Below are 19,485 nucleotides of genomic sequence, written 5' to 3' on the forward strand. Positions count from 1 at the left end.
ATCCAACTCACCTGCGGCCAGGCATTCCAGCTCACCGATGCGAGCGTCAGGGCGTCGTACGATATCTCGCAGCAGGACCAAGAAACGTGCGGCTATGCCGGCCACTGTGGCTGCGTCGAAGACGTCGTCGCGGTAGCCAAAGGCGGCGCTGAGACCTCCGTCCGCCAGCGGAAACAACTGCAAGGTCAGATCCAGCATGCTCTGCCCGAAGCCGGTGCCGAACCACTCGAGTTCCAGGTCGCCGAACGAACTCAGCGCGAAACCGGTCTCCTCCGGCGAATTCAGAACCACCATGATTGTCTGGAACTGTGCGGCTAAAGGCACGTCCGGCCGGCCGAAGGTCCCTAATACATCGGACCGGGTTTTTCTCAACAGCCGGGAGAATTCCGGGTCACCAGAGAGGTCGCCCCGGAGCACCTGCAGCTGGGTGAAATACCCGACGATCGTCTCCCAGGCCAGCTCCGTACGCGAGGCCATCGGCGTGCCCACACAAATGTCGTGCTGGCCGGTGTGCCGGGACAACAGCAGCTGGTACGCACTGAGCAGGACCATAAAAAGCGAACAGCGTTCCCGTCGGGCCAACGCCACCAGGTCAGCAACCACATCGGCGGGCAGCGTGACGGTTTCGAAGCCACCGCTGGTAGACCGCTCGGCGGCGGGTGGCCGGTCCGTCGGCAACGCCAACTCTGTCGCGCCGATCGGCCGATCCCGCCAACGGGCCACCTCAGGCGCCGGATCGACGGCCCGCTGAGCAGTGACAAAATCGCGGTAGGTCGCCGAAAGCGGCGCAGCTCGCGACCCCGATACAGCTCAATCAACTCACTGTTGAGCAGGTTCAGCGACCACCCGTCGCCGATGATGTGGTGCAACACGACACTCAGTACGTGATCGCGTGGGCCGAGCCGTACCAGCAACAACCGGATCGGCGCGGCCGCGGCCAGCTCGAAAGCGCCGTTCGCCTCAGCCGACACCAGTTCCCGCGCGTGATTCTCGTCGCGGGCGTCCACCATCCGCAGCGGAGCCGACCCAGGTGGGCTGAGCACAGCCACCGGACTGCCATCCACGTCCGGAAATCGCGTCCGCAACATTTCATGCCGCGTCACCAGCGCATCGAGAGCATTCCGCAACGCGCCGACATCCAAAGAACCGCGCAGTCGCAGCGCCTCACACAGATTGTACGAGGCGTCACCGGGCTGTAACCGGTCGAGAAACCACAGTCGCTGCTGGCCGTACGACAGACGTTCCGTCATTTCCGGATGATCTACCAGCGACGAAGGCCCTGACAAGGCGGGCCCGAGCGTCCAACGACGCTGGCCTTGCCACCGATGTCAGGGTTTAGCGTCCGATGGTGGACAACCACGACTCAAGAATGGACCCCAGGTGCAGAACCTGCTTACTTTCGATCAGAAGTTCTTCGAAGCGCTCACCAACGGTGACACCAAAACCCTCGGCGACCTGCTCGCCGACGATTTCCTGCTGGTCTCGATCGCCGACGGTGCGATGGTGTCCAAAGTGGACCTGATCGGCGCGATCACGTCCGGCGCTGTCCAGTTCGGCGAGATCCAGTCCTACCCCGAAGAGGCTTTCGTCCGGCACGTCGGCGACATCGGCATCGTGGTCGGGCGTACGAAGATGACCTTCACCGGCGTCACCGCCGCCAGCCGCTACACCCACGTGTTCGTCCGGGTGCGCAGCGGCTGGCGGTTACTTTCGGCGCAGGGCACCGAGATTAAGGACTAGTTCTTCGGGGGGCGGTTCTTGCGGCCGCGGAGCTTTTCCCGGTCCTGCGCGGCCCAGCGTGACCTTGCGGATGCGGACGAAGCCGGGGGTGACCTCGACGCATTCGTCTTCGCGGCAGAACTCCAGGGCCTGTTCCAGCGACAGCACCCGGTGCGGGATCAGCGGCACCAGGATGTCGCCGGAGGACTGGCGCATGTTGGTGAGCTTCTTTTCCTTGGTCGGGTTGACATCCATGTCGTCCTGACGGGAGTTCTCACCGACGATCATGCCCTCGTAAACGTCGGTGCCGGGACCGACGAACATGGTGCCGCGCTCCTGCAGGTTGGCCAGCGCGAAACCGGTGGTCGGGCCGCGTCGGTCGGCGACCAGCGAACCGGTCGGGCGGGTCCGCAGCTCGCCGACCCACGGCTCGTACCCGTCGAAGACGTGGTGCATGAGGCCGGTGCCGCGGGTCTCGGTGAGGAACTCGGTACGGAAGCCGATCAGGCCACGGGCCGGCACCCGGTATTCCATCCGGACCCAGCCGGTGCCGTGGTTGATCATCTGCTCCAGCCGCGACTTGCGCAGCGCCATCAGCTGGGTCAACACGCCGAGGTAGTCCTCGGGGGCGTCGATCGTCAGCCGCTCGACCGGCTCATGCACCGCGCCGTCGATCAGCCTGGTGACGACCTGCGGCTTGCCAACGGTCAGCTCAAAACCCTCGCGGCGCATAATCTCGACCAGGATCGCCAGCTGCAGCTCGCCACGGCCCTGCACCTCCCAGGTATCCGGCCGCTCAGTCTCCAGCACCCGGATGGACACGTTGCCGATCAGCTCGGCGTCCAGCCGGTTCTTCACCAGCCGGGCGGTCAGCTTGTTGCCGGAGGTGCCGGCCAGCGGCGAGGAGTTCGTCCCGACCGTCATCGAGATGCTCGGCTCGTCGACGGTGATCACCGGCAGCGGGCGCGGGTCCTCGGGGTCGGTGAGGGTCTCGCCGATGGTGATCTGCGGGATGCCGGCGATCGCGATCAGGTCGCCCGGCCCGGCGGTCTCGACCGCCACCCGATCCAGCCTCGGTCATCAGCAGCTCGGTGATCTTGACCCGCTGGATGGTCCCGTCCGTACGGCACCAGGCGGCCTGCTGGCCCTTGCGGATGGTGCCGTTGCGAATCCGGCACAGCGCGAGGCGACCCAGGTACGGCGACGAGTCGAGGTTGGTGACGTGCGCCTGCAGCGGCGCGCCCTCGTCGTACTGCGGCGGCGGCACGGTCTTCTTGATGATGTCGAAGAGCGGTTCGAGGTCTTCCGAGTTCGGGCTTTCGCCGTCCAGCGGGCGCTCCAGCGACGCCTTGCCGGCCTTGGCGTGGCAGTAGACGATCGGGAAGTCGATCTGCTGCTCATCCGCGTCCAGGTCCAGGAACAGCTCGTACGTCTCGTCGACGACCTCGGCGATCCGGGCGTCCGGCCGGTCCACCTTGTTGATCACCAGGATCACCGGCAGCCGCAGCGCGAGCGTCTTGCGCAGCACAAACCGGGTCTGCGGCAGCGGGCCCTCGCTCGCGTCCACCAGCAGCAGCACACCGTCCACCATGGACAGCGCGCGCTCCACCTCGCCACCGAAGTCGGCGTGGCCGGGGGTGTCGACGATGTTCAGCGTCAGGTCGCTGTGCTTGACCGCGGTGTTCTTGGCCAGGATGGTGATGCCCTTTTCGCGCTCCAGGTCCATCGAGTCCATCACCCGGTCGTCGACCGAGGAGCCGACCCGGAAAGCGCCGGACTGCCAGAGCATCGCGTCAACCAACGTCGTCTTACCGTGGTCGACGTGCGCGATGATCGCGACATTGCGCAGGTCATCACGAGTGGGCATGGAGTACTCGATCCTTGTCGGCGGGCGAAGCGGCCCGTACGGAGTGCTGGCCAGCGGCTGGCCTCATCCTCGCCGAGTGTACGGACCGGTCGGTCAGCGCTGGTCACCCAGCCGCTTCGTCCAGTGGGTCAGGGCACCATTCGCCGCGCACCCGAGGCTCTTGTTCACCGCAATCATAGGAGCGTTGTCGTCAGCGTTCCAGGTGGTCACCAGGGTGGTGACCGGAGACACGTCGGCGAGCTGGCGCAGGTTCGCCACCTTCATCCACGCGCCGAGCCGATGACCACGGTGTTCACGGCGTACGAGGGTGTCCCACTGGTAGCCGCGCTCGGGCGCTCGCAGCGGGAATCCGACCTCGGTGAAGCCGACCATCCGGCCGGACGCCTGGTGGATGGCGCCGACCGCGACCCAGCTCCGGTTCTGCGCGAGCTGCAGCCCTTCCCGGTCCCGGACTCGGTCGGCGTCCCAGTGCTCGGCGGCCCGCTCGAGGTCGCCCATCGGCGCGTCCGTACTCATCCGAGCGGCCAGTACGGCCCGGTCGTCCACCAGGTCCTGCGGGCAGCGGTCTCGCCAGGTGCGCAAGGCATAGCCGCTGACGTACCGGCGGCACTGGACCTCCAGCGTGTCGATCCGCTCGCGGTCGGCCGGCAACGTGAGGTCGCGGCGTACGGCCACCTGCGCGCACTCGAAGCCGTGCCGGCCGGCGAAGATCCGGCCCGGATCCGGCACCTCCGGCCAACCGGGTTCGTCCAGGTCGGCCTCCAGCAGGTCCCGGCCGGCCGCGGTGGCCAGCCGCTCGACCTCGGCAAGCAGTGCCGTTCCGATACCCGCCCGCCGCCGGTCCGGCCGTACGGCGAGCTGGGACAGGCCAACCAATCGCAAGTTTTCCAGCAGTGGCAACCCCAAGCGGGCGGCTCCGACCACGGCGCCGTCGTCGATCGCCGCCACGTCAACGAAACGCTCGGCCTTGGAGCCGCGCCCGCGCGCCTGCAGCTCCTCCACAGTTCCGTTCCGCTCGCCCGGCCGGTCGTGCTGATACGACGCCTCGACGACCGAGAACCAGCCGGCGAAAGCCTGGTCGTCGTTGGGATCCACTGTTCGCAGCCGCACCCAGACACGGTGTCAGCAACAAGGCGTACCGGCAAGCAAGGACTTTTCCCGGGATCGTGGAAAGAAGCTTGATTAAGCTGGCGCGCCCTGCATACGGTGACGGTTCATAACGTATTCGGAAGGACACACCCTGTGACCGCCACCGAGGAACTCCCCCAGCTGCCGTTCGCACACGGTGACACCGTGCTGGATGTCCCGCCGACCTACCTCGCGCTGATGCGCGCCGAGCAGCCGATCGCCCGGGTGCGGACGGCCGTCGGCGACCTCGCCTGGAGCGTCACCCGCTACGACGAGGTGCGTACGCTGCTCGCCGACCCGCGGCTCGGCCGGTCCCATCCGGAGCCGGAAAAAGCCTCCCGGTTCACCGAGTCGGCGATCCTGGGTGGACCGCTCGGCGACTACGCCACCGAGAAGCAGGAGCACGTACGGCTGCGCCGGGTGCTGACGCCGGCCTTCTCAGCCCGCCGGATGACCGCGCTCCGGCCCCGAGTGGCCCGGCTGGTCGCCGAACTGCTGGACCGGATCGCCGACCAGGGACCGCCGGCCGACCTACATGAGGAGCTCGCTTTTTCGTTGCCGGTGCTGGTGATCTGCGAGCTGCTCGGGGTGCCGGCCACGGACCGGGCCAAGTTTCGGGTCTGGTCCACGAAAATGGCCAGCATGCTCGATGGCGAGTCGGCCCAGGACGCGCTGGCCGAATTCTCCGCGTACATGCGAGACCTCATCGAACGCAAGCGGGAGGACCCCGCCCAGGACGTGATCAGTGACGTGATCGCCGCTGACGAGGAATGGCATTTCGGCATCGACGAGATGACTTTCCTTGCGGTAGCGCTGCTTTTTTTCGCCGGCCACGAAACGACCATGGCACGCATCGACATGGGTACGGTGCTACTGCTCAGCAATCCTGCCCAGGCCGCCGCGCTGCGCGACGACCCGTCGCTCGTACCGACCGCTGTCGAGGAAATTCTCCGGATGACGGTTGGCGGCCAGTCCGGCGGCGTCACCCGCTATGCGCATGCCGACATCGAGATCAGCGGCATGACGATCCCGGCCGGCGACGCGGTCCTGCTCTCCACCGACGCTGGAAATCGGGACACCAGCGCCTTTCCCGAACCGGACACCTTCGATATCGCCCGGCACAGCACGACGGCCCACCTCACTTTCGGCCACGGCCCGCATTTCTGCATCGGCGCGAGCCTCGCCCGGATCGAGCTACAGGAGGTGTTTTCGGTGCTGTTGCAGCGTTTCCCCACGCTGCGACTGGCCGTCCCACTGGAGTCACTGCAAGCACGTACGGAAACCACCACCGCCGGCCTGCGCGCCCTCCCCGTCACCTGGTAGCCGACGGCTCTCGTGGCTATCGTGAGGGCATGGCGGTGTTGAGTGCGTGCGGATGAGGTTGCGGCGGCGCTGGCTGGGTTGACTGGCTGGGAGGGTGACGCGGCGGCGATTCGGCGTCAGGTCGAAGCTGCCGATTTCCCGACCGCGATCCAGATCGTCGACGACATCGCGGTGGCCGCTGAGCAGGCCGATCACCATCCAGACATCGACATCCGGTGGCGCACCCTGCGGCTGGTGTTGGCGACCCACTCCGAGGGCGGGGTCACCGCCAAGGACCTCGAACTGGCCCGCACCATCGACGGGATCGTCGCCGCCCACTCCTGAGGCGCCGATAGGGTGATCGGAGCGGGTACGGGGAGGCGGTCTGGTGGCTGGTGCGGTGGGCACCCTCAGCGTCGCCGGCGGCATCACGGTCGCGCCCCGGGACGGGCTGGTGCTGCGGTTCGGCCGCAACCGCGGCGAGGTGGACATCTGCGTCGGCGAGGACGACCTGCGGATCAGCCGGGTGCACGGGACCCTCACCTGCCGCGGCGAGCAATGGTGGCTGGAGTGCTCCGGACGTACGCCGATCCGGCTGCCGCACTCGGTGCTGCTCCATCACGACGCCGAGCCGGTGCCGCTGCCCACCGGCTACACGCCCCTGCAGCTGGGCGGCTCGCGAGGCCGGGAGCACCTGCTGGAGCTGTACGTCGCCGGAGCCACTGGCGGCCGGCCGCCGGTTCGACCGGCCGACGAGACCGAGAAGCCCAGGCGTTGGCGGCTCACCCCGGACGAACGACTGGCCGTGGTCGCGCTCGGCCAGCGCTATCTGATGAACGACCCGTACGCGCGCAGCCGCAGTCTCGCCAGCAGGCCGCCGCCGAACTCGCCGAGCTCGACCCCGATGGCCGGTGGACGCACAAAAAAGTGGAGCATCTGGCGGCCGGGGTGCGCCGACGACTGTCCCAAAGTGGGGTGCCCGGCCTGCGGATGGACGAGGTGGGGGCGACCCCGTCGGCCTCACCCTGGTGGCGAACCTGCTGCGCGAGTTGATGAACTCGGCCACCCTCGGCGCTCAGGATCTGGAGCTCCTCGAACGCGAGAGCTGACCAGTTGGCTGTGGGCAGTCGCGGTTGGGGCCGCGATGCCTCATCGCGACCAGATCAACCCGGGAGTTGAGGAAAATCGGGACGCTCCGGGCTACTTTGGGACCGTGACCACGACTGAAAAACTCCCCCAGCTGCCGTTCCAGCCTGGCAAGAACGTGATGGATGTGCCGCCGGGTTTCCGGCAGCTGCTCGCCGACCGGAAAATCACCAAGGTGCGTACGACCGCGGGTGACGTCGCGTGGATCGCGACTCGCTATTCGGACGTTCGCGCGCTCTTCGCCGACCCGCGCCTTGGCCGCTCGCACCCGGAGCCGGAGAAGGCGGCCAAGATCTCCGCCTCGGCGATCCTGGGCGGCGCGACCGACAACTACGAGACCGAGCGCGAGGACCACACCCGGATGCGCCGGCTGCTCACGCCGGCCTTCTCGGCTCGCCGGATGGGCTTGCTGCGTCCCCAGGTCAGTGGCTTGATCGCCGACTTGCTGGACCGGATGGCGGCCGGCCAGAAGCCCGCCGACCTGCATGAGCAGCTCTCGTTTCCACTGCCCGTGCTGGTGATTTGCGCGCTGCTCGGGGTGCCGGCCGCGGACCGGGAGAAGTTCCGGTCCTGGTCGGTGGCGATGGGCAATCTGGTGGACGCGCCACTCGCGCAGGCCGCGATGGGCGAGTTCTTCACGTACATGCGGGATCTGGTCGAACACAAGCGGTCCGACCTGGGCGAGGACGTGATCAGTGACCTGATCTCGGCCGCGCCGGAGTGGAAGCTGGAGACCGACGAGATCGCCAGCCTGTCCACCGGCCTGCTGTTCGCCGGCCACGAGACGACCATGACCCGCATCGACATGGGTACGGTCCTGCTGCTCAGCAACCCCACCCAGGCCGACGCGCTGCGCGCCGATCCGGCCCTGGTGCCGTCCGCGGTGGAGGAGATCCTCCGGCTCGGCAGCACCGGCGGCGGCAGCGGCGGACTGGTCCGCTATGCCCGGGAGGACCTGGAAATCTCCGGAGTCACCATCCGGGCCGGCGAGGCCATCCTGCTGTCCGCCACCACCGCGAACCACGACGAGACGGCGTTCGACGACCCGGACACCTTCAACATCACTCGCAAGAGCGCCAACCAGCACATGTCTTTCGCCCACGGCGCCCACTTCTGCATCGGCGCGAGCCTCGCCCGGATCGAGCTGCAGGAGGTGTTCTCGGTGCTGCTGAACCGTTTCCCGACGCTGCGTCTGGCCGTACCGGTGGAGGAACTGCGATTGCGAAAGGACGCGTTGACCGGTGGCCTGATGGGCCTGCCGGTCACCTGGTAGACGATGGGGCAGGGCGGCGGATCCACCCCGGAGTTGAAGAAAGCCGACTTTGGCCGGCATAGCGTGGGAAACCTGTCCACCTCCGGAAGGATCCGCTGCCGTGACCACCACCGAAGACCTCCCCCGCCTGCCGTTCGCACCGGGCGCGAATGTGCTCGACATCGCCCCGAAATACCGTGAGCTGCTGGCCGACCGGCAGGTCACCAGGGTGCGTACGTACGCCGGCGACGTGGCATGGATCGCGACCCGGTACGACGACGTACGAACGCTGTTCGACGACCCGCGGCTCGACCGTTCGCATCGAGAGCCGGCCAAGGCCGCCCGGGTGTCCCAGTCGCAGGTGCTGGGCGGTCCGAGCGACAACTTCGACACCGAGCCGCGGGACGCGCAGGTGATGCGGCGGTTGCTCACGCCGGCCTTCTCTGCTCGCCGGATGAACGCCTTACGCCCGAAAATCGGCGAGATCATCACCGACATCATGGCCCGTCTGGAAGCCGGACCGCGGCCAGCGGACCTGCACGCGAACCTGTCCTTTCCGTTGCCAGCACTGGTGATCTGCGCGCTGCTCGGCGTCCCGTACGAGGACCGGGAACGGTTCCGGGCCTGGTCGGTGGACATGGGCAACATGGTCGACGCGCCGCTCGCGCAGGCCGCGATGGCCGAGTTCTCCGGCTACATGCTGGAGCTCGCCGACCGCAAGCGGGTCGAGCCCGGCGACGACGTGATCAGCGACCTGGTGGCCGCGCAGGACGAGTGGAAGTTGGACTCGTCGTACATCGGCCGGCTGTCCACCGGGCTGCTCTTCGCCGGCCACGAGACGACCATGACCCGCATCGACATGGGTACGGTTCTGCTGCTCAGCAACCCAGCGCAGGCCGACGCGCTGCGCAGGGACCCGTCGCTGCTGCCCACCGCCGTCGAGGAGATCCTGCGGGTCACCAGCACCGAGAGCAACGGCGGCGCGCTGGTCCGCTACGCCCGCGAGGACATCCAGATCGGCGACGTGACGATCGCGGCCGGCGACGCCGTACTCCTGCCGTTCGGCATCGCGAACCGCGATGACACCGCCTTCGACGACCCGGACACCTTCGACATCACCCGCAAGTCGCGCGTACCGCACCTGTCCTTCGGCCACGGCCCGCACTTCTGCATCGGCGCGAGCCTCGCCCGGATCGAGCTGCAGGAGGTGTTCTCGGTGCTGCTGAACCGTTTCCCGACCTTGCGCCTCGCCGTACCGGTGGAGGAACTGCAGCTGCGCAAGGACGCCATCACCGGCGGCCTGAAGGCGTTGCCCGTCACCTGGTAGGACCTGCACGAGAGTTGACACCCACCTGCTGGTTCAGATTCCGTGCCGTACGCGCAGACCGTCGACGACCCGCTGCCAGGCCCGGGTAAAGGCTCGGGGTGGGCCCCTCGGACGTAACACGCGCGACCTCGGAGTTCGGTTGCGGACGTACGACCGTGGCTGCATATACGTTGGACGCATGCGGTGCGGGCCGGCACTGTTTTGACTTACGTTTTCGGTGGAAACAACTAAACCGCCACCTGGTATTTCAGAATGGTTTGCCGGCTCGCGTAGGGTCCACGAATGGGTGTGCGAAAGGGAGGCAGTGTGACGGCAGGTGCCAGTCCCGGCGATGTCCGGCACGAGTTCGACGTGGCCGCCGCGGCCGTGCAGGCCGCTCTGGACGCCGGAGCCCGGTATGCCGACGCGCGGCTGATGCACCGCCGGAGCGAGTCGATGGCCGCCCGCAACGGGGTGGTCGAGGCGCTCAGCCAAATCGAGTCGACCGGGCTCGGGATCCGGGCACTGGTCGGCTCCTCCTGGGGCTTCGCCGCGGTCCCCGACCCGACCGATGCGACCGCCCGCGGCATCGGCGCGCAGGCCACCGCGATCGCCGCCGCGAGCGCGCAGGTGCCTGGCCCGAAGGTCCGCCTGCTCGGCGCGCCTGCGGTCACCGACAGCTGGTCAAGTACGTGCGAGAAGGACCCTTTCGCGGTGCCGCTGGCCGCCAAGGCCGAGCTGCTGTCCGGGGTCACCCAGACGATGCGCGAGCACGGCGCCGATCTGGCTGAGGCCTCGTACGACCTCTGGTTCACCGACAAGTGGTTCGTCTCCAGCGAAGGCCACCGGATCCATCAGCGGATCATCGAGTCCGGCGCCGGCATGAACGCGACCAGCATCGGCGAGAACGAGTCGCAGCGCCGGTCGTATCCGAGCGTACGCGGCCAGTTCGGCACCGCCGGCTGGGAGCTGATCGAGCGGCAGGACCTGCCTGGCAACGCGGCCCGGATCGCCGAGGAGTCGCGCGCGCTGCTGACCGCACCGCGCTGCCCGGCCGGCGAGACCACGCTGATCCTGGGCTCCGAGCAGATGGCGCTGCAGATCCACGAGTCGGTAGGGCACGCGGTCGAGCTGGACCGGATCCTGGGCTGGGAAGCCGCCTTCGCCGGCACGTCCTGGCTGGACCTCTCCCAGTTGGGCAGCCTGAAGTTCGGTTCGGACCTGATGACGATCACGGCGGACGCGACGCTGCCGGGCGCGCTCGGTTCGTTTGGCTATGACGACGAGGGCAGCCCGGCGACGCCGGTCGACATCGTCCGCAATGGGGTGTGGACCGGCGTACTGGCCGGCCGCGACTCGGCCGCGGTGGCCGGCCTGGACTACGCCGGGGCCGTACGAGCCGACGGCTACGCACGGCTGCCGATGGTCCGGATGACGAACGTCGGCCTGCTGCCCGGCGAATCCAGTCTGGACGACATGATCGCCGCCACCGACGACGGCATTTTCATGGACACCAACCGATCCTGGTCGATCGACGACCGACCGCTGAACTTCCAGTTCGGCTGCGAGATCGGCTACGAGATCAAGAACGGAAAACGCGGGCGGATGCTGCGCAACCCCACCTACACCGGGATCTCGCCGCGGTTCTGGGGATCCATGGACATGACCGGCGACCGCGACCACTGGGTCTTCTGGGGCACCCCGAACTGCGGTAAGGGCCAACCGGGGCAGATCGGCCACACCGGCCACCCGTCGGTGCCGGCCCGCTTCGCCGGCGTCCGGGTGGGGGTGACCGGATGACCTCCGCCGCCGATCAGGAGCTTGGCGAACGCGTCCTCGCCGAAGTTCGCCGGACCGCGCCGGGAGCCGAGGCCGACGTGCTGGTCACCACCTCCACGCTCGCGCTGACCAGGTTCGCCAACTCCGCGATCCACCAGAACGTCACCGACACCGGCACCTCGCTGTCGCTGCGGGTCAACGTCAACGGGCGTACGGCCGCGGCCAGCCTGACCGTCGCCCCGGACCAGGCCGCCGCCGACGCGGTGCGCAGCCTCGCCGAACGCGCCGTCGCGGCCTGCGAGGTGTTGCCGGTCGATCCGGGCTGGCCGGGCCTGACCACCTCCGGGAAGCTCGCGCACAGCGGAAACTACGACGAGGAAACCGCGCACGCGGCCCCGGCCGTACGAGCGGACATGGTCCGCGCTTTCATCGACGGCGCCAGTGGACTGTCCGCCGCCGGGGTCTGCCAGACCAGCTCGGTCGCCCGTACGTACGCGAACACCGCCGGTCACCAGGTCAGCGGCCTGGCCAGCGAGTCCACAGTGGACGGCATCGCCCGGGCGGCCCGAGACGGCGGCGGTTTCGCCGACGGCGTCGCGAAACTCACCGCCGTCCGACTCACCGACATCGACCCGGCCGCGCTCGGCGCCACCGCCGCCGCCAAGGCCACCGCGAGCCTGTCGCCGGTGGACCTCGCACCGGGCCGCTACGAGGTGGTCATCGAGCCGAGCGCCGCCGCGCAGGTGCTCTTCTACCTGGGCATGTATGCCTTCAACGGGAGGGCCGTCAACGAGGGCCGCTCGTTCGTACGACCCGGACAGCCGCAGTTCGACCCGTCCCTCACGCTCCTGGACGACCCTGAGTCCGAAGACGCCGTAGGCATGCCCTTCGACGCCGACGGCACCGTCAAACGACGGCTCACCCTGATCGACGCCGGCGTCACCGCCACCGCCGTGCACTCCCGCCGTACGGCCGCCGAAGCCGGCGCCGAGAGCACCGGCCACGCCCATCCCCGGCGGCGACCGGTTCGGCGCGCTGCCGCTGCATCTGCGAGTCCCCGGCGGAGCCGGCGGGACCGTCGACGACCTGGCCTTCGAGGTGACGGACGGGCTGCTGGTCAGCGACTTCTGGTATGTCCGCGTGCTGGACCCACGCACCCTGGTCACCCCGGCCTCACCCGCAACGGCCTCTGGCGCATCCAGGACGGGCGAGTCACCGAGCCGGTCGGCAACCTGCGTTTCACCCAGTCGTACGCGGACGCCTTCGGCCCCGGCAACCTGCTCGCCATCGCTCCGACCCGGTCGGCATCAGCCCCACCGGCTACTCCATCGACACCGCCAACCGGATCGCGGTGCCGTCACTGCGACTCGCCTCATGGAATTTCACCGGCGGCTCCGCGGGCTGATTTTCCTTTCGTACGAGCGAAGGCTGACGTCGGTTGCTGCTTGGACTTGAGGTGGACCTGCTCGACGGTCTCGACTGCGGTTGGGGTTGTCTTGGTGAGCGGCGACCCACGGTAGGTGTCGCTGGGTGCGCGGGGTTACAGCCTGGGTAAAAGCGGGGACCGCTGGGGAATGAGCGACTTGGGTAAAGCAGTGTCCGCTGGGAAATGAGCGACTTGGGTAAAAGCGGTGACTGCTGGGAAATGAGCGACTTGGGTAAAAGCGGTGACCGCTGGGAAAAGAACGCCCTGGGTAAAAGCGGTGACCGCTGGGAAAAGAACGCCCTGGGTAAAAGCGGTGACCGCGAGGGTGCGGTGCCTCGTCTACCAGCCACAAGAAAACCCCGCCCCGCCACCAAAGACCGGTGGCGGGGCGGGGTTTTCTTGTGGTTACTGCCGATGGCCCCCTGTGTTTCTGGCGCCTTCGGCGCGGGCGCTGTCGACTACGGCTACGAGAGTCCGCCTTTGAGGCCCCGCAAAGACCGCGGGGCCTCAAAGGCGGACGCTCCTGCCGGAGGGGCGACAATCGGCCTGGCGGCCGATGGCGCCGGACGGGCTGGTTCCCGTCAAAGTTAGCCAACCTGATGGTGAAGATGACGGTCCCGCACGGGGTTAGGAAGACCGGGCTGGTCCCGTCAAGTAGGCCAACTTGATGGTTAAGGCGACGGTCCCGCACGGGGGGGGTTGGGAAGACCGGGCTGGGTCCCGTCCAAGTTGGCTAACCTGATGGCGAAAGGGACGGTCCCGCACGGGGTTAGGAGGGCGGGGCTGGTCCCGTCAAAGTTGACCAACTTGGCGGTGAAGATGACGGTCCCGCGGGGTTGGGAGGGCGGGGCTGGTCCCGTCAAAGTTACCGACTCGGCGGTGAAGGTAACCGTCCCGCACGGGGCGGGAGGCGGGCTAGGCGGGGACGGCGGTGTAGCGGCGGCGGGTGCGGGGTGGGAGGGTGCCGGCGGCTGCTTCGGTGTCCAGGTAGGACAGCAGAGTGGCGCGGAGTTCGGCGGCGGCGCGCGGGAGGCGTACGTCCCGGCGGTGGGCGAGTGCGACGACCCGGGACGGGCTGGGCTGGGCGAAGGGCGTGACGCGCAGATCGGTGCGGTTGGCGACCACGGTGGCCGGTACGACGGCGACACCGAGGCCGACCGCGACGAAACCCAGGACAGCGTCCATTTCGCCACCTTCGATGGCGATGGTCGGATCGAAGCCGGCCCGCTGGCAGGCGGTCATGGTGAACGTACGCAGGTCGTAGCCGTGCCGGAACATCACCAGCGGCAGTCCGGCGAGGTCCGACAGCCGCAGGCCGCCCGATGGGCTGCGTGGTTCTGGTGCCGCCGCTGCGGCCGGGAGGAGGCGACGATCAGCTCCTCGACGAGCACCGGGGTGATCACCAGCGCGCCCTCCTCGGCTGGGCCGCCCTGGGCCGGGATGACCAGTGCGAGGTCCAGCGCGCCGGCGGACAGCTCGCGGACCAGGTCGCCGGATCCGGTTTCCTGGACGACCAGCTGGATGCCTGGATACTCGCGGTGAAAGTCGCGCAGCACAGTCGGCAGCAGGCCCGTACAAACACTCGGAGTGGCCCCCAGCCGCACCCGTCCACGCCGCAGCTGCGCCAACAACTCCTGCACCTCACGGGTGGCTGTGTCGACGTCGGCCAGGATCCGCTGGGCGAGCGGAAGCAGCGCCTCGCCGGCCGCGGTGAGGGTGATATTTCCCCTAGCCCGACTGAACAACGTGGCCCCGAGCTCGCGCTCAAGGGTGGCGATCTGCTTGGACAGCGCCGGCTGGGACACGTTTACCCGCTCGGCGGCCCTGGTGAAATGCCGCGTTTGGGCCACCGCGACGAAATACGTGAGGTATTGGAGCTGCATGCTGTCCAACGATAACCAACGGCTATCGAGACGAGAGAAACGATCGCTTTTTCAAACCGTGGATCGCAGGCGTAGCGTGACCGCCTGTGGTACATGCCGTCGATACGGGAACTCTGCGCCCCGCTGGCTCGTTGCCGCTTTTTTCGGCGACACAGGTAAGGCTTACCTTATCGCCCGCGGTCGGGCCCCCGATCTGCGGCGCCGACAAACCGGGTTTAAGTTCCCCATGCTGATGTTCTGTCACACACCTCTGGAGGGGATGCGGTGAGCGCACCCGCGGCAGTTCGAGATATCGCCCGCCGACGCGCGACGATCGCTGGTCGCACGCTGCGCACCGACCGTTGGTGGCTGCAGCCGCTGATCACCGTGGTCGGCCTGGTCGCCTGGGTGCTTTACGCGGTGATCCGTACGGCGACGCAGAAGTACTACTGGGTCCCGCAGTATCACTACCTGACGCCGTTTGCGTCCCCGTGCATCAGCGCCTCCTGCATTCCGGAGGCGAGCCACCTCGGTCAGTGGCTGCCGGCCTTCCCGCCGCTGGTGCCGTTCGCGATCATCACTTTGCCGTTTCTGCTGGGATTCCGGCTCACCTGCTACTACTACCGGAAGGCGTATTACCGCTCCTTCTGGCTGTCGCCGCCGGCCTGCGCGGTGTCCGAGCCGCACAAGAAATACTCCGGCGAGACCCGGTTCCCGCTGATTTTCCAGAACGTGCACCGCTATTTCTTCTACGCGGCGGGCATCATCGCGCTGCTGAACACGTACGACTCGATCGTGGCGTTCCACGGCAAGACCGGCGGCTTCGGTTTTGGCCTGGGCAATGTGATCCTGCTGGCAAATGTCGTCCTGCTGTGGGCGTACACGGCGTCCTGCCACTCCTGCCGGAGCCTGGTCGGCGGCCGGTTGAAGCACTTCTCGAAACACCCGGTGCGCTACTGGATGTGGCGCCAGGTCTCGAAACTGAACGAGAAGCATATATGGCACTGGCGTGGACGACGCTGGGCACGCTCGCGCTGACCGACGCCTACATCGGACTGGTGTCCGCCGGGGTGTTCACCGACCTGCGCTTTATCAACTAGGGATTGGGACGATGAGCGAGGAAATCGAGCGCCTGTCGTACGACGTGGTCGTGGTCGGCGCCGGCGGGGCCGGGCTGAGCGCGGCGATCGCCGCCCGGCAGGCCGGCAAGCGGGTCGCGATCGTGTGCAAGTCGCTGTTCGGCAAGGCGCACACGGTGATGGCCGAGGGCGGCGCCGCCGCGGCCATGGGCAACGTGAACCCGAACGACAACTGGGAAGTGCACTTTCGCGACACGATGCGCGGTGGCAAGTTCCTGAACCACTGGCGGATGGCCGAGGTGCACGCCAAAGAGGCTCCCGACCGCATTTGGGAGCTGGAAACGTACGGCGCGCTCTTCGACCGTACGCCTGAAGGAAAAATCAGCCAGCGCAACTTCGGCGGGCACGAATACCCGCGGTTGGCACACGTCGGTGACCGCACCGGCCTGGAGCTTATCCGTACGATGCAGCAGAAAATCGTCTCGCTGCAGCAGGAGGACAAGCGCGACCACGGTTCGTACGAGTCGCATATCCGGGTTTTCGCCGAGGCGACCATCACCCGGCTGCTGACCGACGGCAACAAGATCGCCGGCGTTTTCGGTTACCAGCGCAAGACCGGTGAGTTCTTCTGCCTGGACGCGCCCGCGGTCGTGCTGGCCGCCGGCGGCATCGGCAAGTCCTTCAAGGTCACCAGCAACTCGTGGGAATACACCGGTGACGGGCACGCGATGGCGCTGCTGGCCGGTGCCACCCTGATCAACATGGAGTGCATCCAGTTCCACCCGACCGGCATGGTCTGGCCGCCTTCGGTACGCGGAATCCTGGTCACCGAATCCGTCCGCGGCGACGGTGGGGTGCTGAAGAACTCCGAAGGCAAGCGCTTCATGTTCAACTATGTCCCGGAGGTCTTCAAAGCAGTACGCGACCACCGAGGAAGAGGGCGACCGCTGGTACGAGGACCCGGACAACAACCGGCGTCCCCCGGAGCTGCTGCCCCGTGACGAGGTGGCCCGCGCGATCAACTCCGAGATCAAGGCCGGTCGTGGTTCACCACACGGCGGCATTTTCCTGGACATCGCGTCCCGGCGTACGCCCGAATACATCCGCAAGCGGCTGCCCTCGATGTATCACCAGTTCAAGGAACTGGCCGACGTCGACATCACCGCCGAGCCGATGGAAATCGGGCCGACCTGCCACTACGTGATGGGTGGGGTCGAGGTCGACCCCGACTCCGCGGCGGCCCGCGGCAGCATCGAGGGCTTGTTCGCGGCCGGCGAGGTCTCCGGTGGAATGCATGGATCCAACAGGTTGGGCGGAAACTCGCTGTCGGACCTGCTGGTCTTCGGCCGGCGGCGCGCGGGGGTCGGCGCCGCCGAATACGCGACCAAGATCGGCGAACGACCGAAGGTCGCACAGTCCGATGTGGACGAAGCGGTCACCGAGGCGCTCGCACCGTTTACCCGTGACAGCGGCGAAAACCCGTTCGCCCTACAGGCCGAACTGCAGCAGAACATGAACGACCTGGTCGGTCTCATCCGTACCGCGGACGAGCTGGAGCAGGCCATCAAACGGCTGCAGGAGCTGGCGGCGCGGGTCCACAACGCGGCGGCCACCGGCGGTCGCGCGTACAACCCGAGCTGGCATTTGGCCCTGGACCTGCGCAACATGCTGTTGGTGAGCGAATGCGCGGCGAAGGCGGCGCTGATGCGGCAGGAAAGCCGGGGCGGCCACACCCGCGACGACTTCCCGAAGATGGATCCGGTCTGGCGCAAGGTAAACCTGATCTGCAAGCTGGACGAGTCCGGGGTTCAGGTGGTCAAGCAGGACATCCCGGAAATCCCGACTCGGCTGCTCGACCTCTTCGAGATCGACGAGCTGCACAAGTACATGACCGATGAGGAACTGACCCGGCACCGCGACGGGGGGTCGCTGTCCGACACCACGGCCGCGAGCGAGGGGGGAGCCGTTAATGGGGTACGACGCGAAACTGCGCGTTTGGCGCGGCGACGACGAGGGTGGTGAGCTGAAGGACTTCACCGTCGAGGTGAATGAGGGCGAAGTCGTCCTGGATGTGATCCACCGACTACAGGCCACCCAGGCGCCCGACCTCGCCGTCCGGTGGAACTGCAAGGCCGGTAAATGCGGGTCCTGCAGCGCCGAGGTGAATGGCCGGCCGCGGCTGATGTGCATGACCCGGATGAACACCTTCACCGAGCAGGAAACCGTCACGGTCACCCCGTTGCGGACTTTCCCGGTCGTACGGGACCTGGTCACCGACGTTTCCTTCAACTACGAGAAGGCGTTGGAAATGCCGGCCTTCCAGCCGCCGGCCGAGCTCAAGCCGGGTGAATACCGGATGGCGCAGGTCGACGTCGAGCGGTCGCAGGAATTCCGGAAATGCATCGAATGCTTCCTGTGCCAGAACACCTGCCACGTCGTCCGTGACCACGACGAGAACAAGCCAGCTTTCTCCGGCCCGCGGATGTTCATCCGGGCCGCCGAACTGGACATGCATCCCTTGGACGCCGCGGAGAACCGTAAGGAATTCGCGCAGGAGTCGCAGGGCCTCGGAATGTGCAACATCACCAAGTGCTGCACCGAAGTGTGCCCCGAGGGCATTCACATCACCGACAACGCGATCATCCCGATGAAAGAACGTGTCGTCGACCGCAAGTACGACCCACTCGTCTGGCTCGGCAGCAAGATCTTCAAGCGCGCCGGCGCGTAGCAGCACTCGAAAGCCGGGGTACGCAGTCGCGTACCCCGGCTTTTTCTTTGGCTATAGTGGGGTCTGATGCCTCTTTCGGGCGGCGACTGGAAGTCGTTCTCAGCTGGCTGACGTGAGCTCTTTCGCCGTCGGCGGCGCGGTCGGCTTTTCGGTGGTCGTACGGTAAATGTGCTGTTCGTAGTCGACCACCGACCACCGCCCGACGCCGTGCACCCGGGTCTCCTTCGTTTTGGTCGGGTCTTTTTTCCTGACCGGCTTTCCGTCCTCCACCAGGCGTACGTCCGTCGGGAGCGGGTTTCGGGTGAGATCCACGGCATGGTTGTGGGCGACCGAAGAAGCACCGCGGCCGCTGCCCTGGTTGCCGCCGACGGTGCTCAGAAACCGCCCGTCAAACGAGATGGCGGTGGTGATGTGGTCGGGGTCGGTGCCGAAAGCGTTGTCGATCAACACCAGATCGCCGGGCTGGATGCCGTGAGCCGGCGGCGCCTGGCCAATCGCCTCGTACCACCGGCTCGACCCATGGTTGGTGTGGTATTCCGACAGTTTCTCCCAGTGGTCGAAGGCCCAGACCCACGGGTTCGAGGTGGCGCCCTGGTACGCCAGTGCGCCACGGATGCCACCTTCGCCCTGCATCAACGGCACCCAGTGAGAGTCCATGCCGGCCGCGAGGTTCTGTTGCGTGAAGGCAAAAGCACCGCACCAGGAGGCGTCCCCCGGCAGCCGCCCGACCCGGCGCGCCTCCGGCTCCGCGGTATCACCATGGCCAACCTGGTCGAGTGCGCGGCGGGACGCCCGGAGCCGCAGGGCGGCGAACACGTTCTGCTGCACGGTCTGGTTGAAGTGCTCATACCGGAACTGCGGATCACCGTCCATCAACACGTCCAGCCGGTC

General features: G+C 67.3%; 12 protein-coding genes and 5 pseudogenes. 10 read left to right on the forward strand and 7 right to left on the reverse strand.

The window, feature by feature from the left end; all coding sequences use genetic code 11:
* Window positions 1–6: 6 nt before the first annotated feature.
* Together GNX96_RS55820 and GNX96_RS65060 are read right to left on the reverse strand one after the other, a co-directional pair.
* Window positions 7–765: pseudogene (locus tag GNX96_RS55820) on the reverse strand (condensation domain-containing protein); the annotation flags it as partial.
* 35 nt (window positions 766–800) lie between these two features.
* Window positions 801–1,250, reverse strand: a pseudogene (locus tag GNX96_RS65060) (condensation domain-containing protein); the annotation flags it as partial.
* A 130-nt stretch (window positions 1,251–1,380) separates the two neighbouring features.
* Here GNX96_RS65060 and GNX96_RS28395 point away from each other — a divergent pair.
* A complete protein-coding gene (locus tag GNX96_RS28395; RefSeq protein ID WP_163570858.1) occupies window positions 1,381–1,740 on the forward strand; it encodes a nuclear transport factor 2 family protein in 360 nt (119 codons plus the stop codon).
* Here GNX96_RS28395 and typA read toward each other — a convergent pair.
* Together typA and GNX96_RS28405 are read right to left on the reverse strand one after the other, a co-directional pair.
* Window positions 1,705–3,586 (reverse strand): annotated as a pseudogene (gene typA / locus GNX96_RS28400) (translational GTPase TypA). The gene GNX96_RS28395 and the pseudogene typA sit on opposite strands and share 36 nt — an antisense overlap.
* Before the next feature lie 93 nt (window positions 3,587–3,679).
* Window positions 3,680–4,681, reverse strand: coding sequence for a GNAT family N-acetyltransferase (locus GNX96_RS28405; protein WP_279581698.1), 1,002 nt, complete (start codon window positions 4,679–4,681; stop codon window positions 3,680–3,682).
* A gap of 147 nt (window positions 4,682–4,828) precedes the next feature.
* Between GNX96_RS28405 and GNX96_RS28410 the strand changes: the two genes are divergently transcribed.
* The 6 genes from GNX96_RS28410 (at window position 4,829) to GNX96_RS28440 (ending at window position 13,019) form a co-directional block, all read left to right on the forward strand.
* The gene (locus tag GNX96_RS28410; RefSeq protein WP_279581699.1) at window positions 4,829–6,037 is read left to right on the forward strand and encodes a cytochrome P450; all 1,209 of its coding nucleotides are present in this window, start codon (window positions 4,829–4,831) and stop codon (window positions 6,035–6,037) included.
* A gap of 42 nt (window positions 6,038–6,079) precedes the next feature.
* Entirely contained in the window at window positions 6,080–6,361 is a 282-nt protein-coding gene (locus tag GNX96_RS28415; protein ID WP_163570864.1) for a 4a-hydroxytetrahydrobiopterin dehydratase, read from the forward strand.
* Window positions 6,362–6,404: 43 nt separating this feature from the next.
* Complete coding sequence (locus GNX96_RS55825; protein WP_279581700.1) at window positions 6,405–8,435, forward strand: cytochrome P450; 2,031 nt, start codon at window positions 6,405–6,407, stop codon at window positions 8,433–8,435.
* 100 nt (window positions 8,436–8,535) lie between these two features.
* On the forward strand, window positions 8,536–9,741 hold the full coding sequence (locus GNX96_RS28430) for a cytochrome P450 (RefSeq protein WP_163570870.1): 1,206 nt from the start codon (window positions 8,536–8,538) through the stop codon (window positions 9,739–9,741).
* A 306-nt stretch (window positions 9,742–10,047) separates the two neighbouring features.
* On the forward strand, window positions 10,048–11,520 hold the full coding sequence (locus GNX96_RS28435; protein WP_279581701.1) for a TldD/PmbA family protein: 1,473 nt from the start codon (window positions 10,048–10,050) through the stop codon (window positions 11,518–11,520).
* Complete coding sequence (locus tag GNX96_RS28440; protein WP_279581702.1) at window positions 11,517–13,019, forward strand: metallopeptidase TldD-related protein; 1,503 nt, start codon at window positions 11,517–11,519, stop codon at window positions 13,017–13,019. Before GNX96_RS28435 ends, GNX96_RS28440 begins: the two co-directional genes overlap by 4 nt.
* An 821-nt stretch (window positions 13,020–13,840) precedes the next feature.
* Here the strand turns inward: GNX96_RS28440 and GNX96_RS55830 are convergent.
* Window positions 13,841–14,239, reverse strand: coding sequence for a LysR family transcriptional regulator substrate-binding protein (locus tag GNX96_RS55830; RefSeq protein WP_279581725.1), 399 nt, complete (start codon window positions 14,237–14,239; stop codon window positions 13,841–13,843).
* Window positions 14,203–14,808, reverse strand: coding sequence for a LysR family transcriptional regulator (locus GNX96_RS55835; protein ID WP_279581703.1), 606 nt, complete (start codon window positions 14,806–14,808; stop codon window positions 14,203–14,205). The genes GNX96_RS55830 and GNX96_RS55835 overlap by 37 nt, the downstream gene beginning before the upstream one ends.
* A gap of 264 nt (window positions 14,809–15,072) precedes the next feature.
* On the opposite strand from GNX96_RS55835, the pseudogene GNX96_RS28450 reads away from it, so the two are divergent.
* From GNX96_RS28450 to GNX96_RS28460, 3 genes and pseudogenes are all read left to right on the forward strand, one after another.
* A pseudogene (locus tag GNX96_RS28450) lies at window positions 15,073–15,887 on the forward strand (hypothetical protein).
* A gap of 11 nt (window positions 15,888–15,898) precedes the next feature.
* Window positions 15,899–17,888: pseudogene (locus tag GNX96_RS28455) on the forward strand (fumarate reductase/succinate dehydrogenase flavoprotein subunit).
* Entirely contained in the window at window positions 17,836–18,594 is a 759-nt protein-coding gene (locus GNX96_RS28460) for a succinate dehydrogenase/fumarate reductase iron-sulfur subunit (protein WP_163570874.1), read from the forward strand. Before GNX96_RS28455 ends, GNX96_RS28460 begins: the two are co-directional and overlap by 53 nt.
* 99 nt (window positions 18,595–18,693) lie before the next feature.
* Here the strand turns inward: GNX96_RS28460 and GNX96_RS28465 are convergent, their stop codons facing one another.
* Window positions 18,694–19,467, reverse strand: a complete 774-nt coding sequence (locus GNX96_RS28465) for a hypothetical protein (RefSeq protein ID WP_163570875.1) — start codon at window positions 19,465–19,467, stop codon at window positions 18,694–18,696.
* Between the last annotated feature and the right edge of the window lie 18 nt (window positions 19,468–19,485).

It is taken from the genome of Fodinicola feengrottensis, assembly GCF_010993775.1.
In the GTDB taxonomy this organism is placed as follows: domain Bacteria; phylum Actinomycetota; class Actinomycetes; order Mycobacteriales; family HKI-0501; genus Fodinicola; species Fodinicola feengrottensis.